Below are 1,452 nucleotides of genomic sequence, written 5' to 3' on the forward strand. Positions count from 1 at the left end.
CGCCTACGAACGCGATCTCGACCGCAACGCCGCGAACTTCGTGGCGCTGACGCCGCTGACCTATCTGGAGCGCGCCGCCGCCGTCTGGCCCGAGCGCACCGCCGTCGTCCACGGCACGATCCGCCGCAGTTGGGCGGAGACCTTCGTCCGCGTCCGCCGGCTGGCCGCCGCGCTGGCGAACGCCGGCATCGGCAGGGGCGACACCGTGGCCATGCTCGCCGCCAACACCCCCGAGCTCTTCGAGGCGCATTTCGGCGTGCCGCTCGCCGGCGCCGTGCTGAACGCCATCAACACCCGCCTCGACGCCGACGCCATCGCCTTCATCCTCAAGCACGGCGAGGCGAAGCTCCTGATCGTCGACCGCGAGTTCTCCGCCGTCGCCAAGAAGGCGCTCGCCAGCCTCGACGCGCCGATCCCGGTCATCGACATCGACGACCCGGCCTACGCCGGCGGCGAGCTGATCGGCGACCGCGACTACGAATCCTTCCTCACCGACGTCGGCACCGAGCATCCCTGGGTCCTGCCGGCCGACGAGTGGCAGGCCATCGCGCTGAACTACACCTCGGGCACCACCGGCAACCCCAAGGGCGTCGTCTACCACCACCGTGGCGCCTACCTGAACGCGGTGTCGAACGCGCTGTCCTGGAACATGGGCGACGCGCCGGTCTATCTGTGGACGCTGCCGATGTTCCACTGCAACGGCTGGTGCTTCCCCTGGACCATCGCGGTGAGCGCCGGCACCAGCGTCTGCCTGCGCCAGGTCCGCCCCGACGCCGTGCTGCGCCTGATCCGCGAGGAGAAGGTGACGCATTTCTGCGGCGCGCCGATCGTGCTGAACATGCTGAACAACGCCCCGGCCGAGCTGAAGGCCGGCATCGCGCACCCGGTCAAGGCGATGACCGCCGGCGCCGCCCCGCCGGCCGCCGTCATCGCCGGGATGGAGCGGATGGGCTGGGAGGTGACGCACGTCTACGGCCTGACCGAATGCTACGGCCCGACGGTGGTCAACGTCTGGCACGACCGCTGGAACGACCTGCCGCTCGACGACAAGGCGGCGATCAAGGCGCGCCAGGGGGTGCGCGGGCCGATGCTGGAGGCGGTGATCGTCGCCGATCCCGGCACGCTGGAGCCGATGCCGAAGGACGGCCGCTCGATGGGCGAGATCCTGATGCGCGGCAACAACGTGATGAAGGGCTACCTGAAGAACCCGAAGGCGACGGCGGAGGCGTTCTCCGGCGGCTGGTTCCACACCGGCGACCTGGCGGTGTGGCACGCCGACGGCTATGTCGAGATCAAGGACCGCTCGAAGGACATCATCATCTCGGGCGGCGAGAACATCTCGTCGATCGAGGTGGAGGACGTGCTCTACCGCCACCCCGAGGTGCTGGAGGCCGCCGTGGTCGCCCGCCACGACGAGAAGTGGGGCGAGACGCCCTGCGCCTTCGTCACCCT

The 1,452-nt window shown here is 69.9% G+C and carries 1 protein-coding gene; it reads left to right on the top strand.

What is annotated here, in order from left to right:
- Positions 1-1,452 (top strand): AMP-binding protein (locus tag J2847_RS33850; RefSeq protein WP_209783108.1); only part of this gene is annotated, 1,452 nt, incomplete at both ends.

The sequence above is a fragment of the Azospirillum agricola genome (assembly GCF_017876095.1).
GTDB classification, from domain to species: Bacteria; Pseudomonadota; Alphaproteobacteria; order Azospirillales; family Azospirillaceae; genus Azospirillum; species Azospirillum agricola.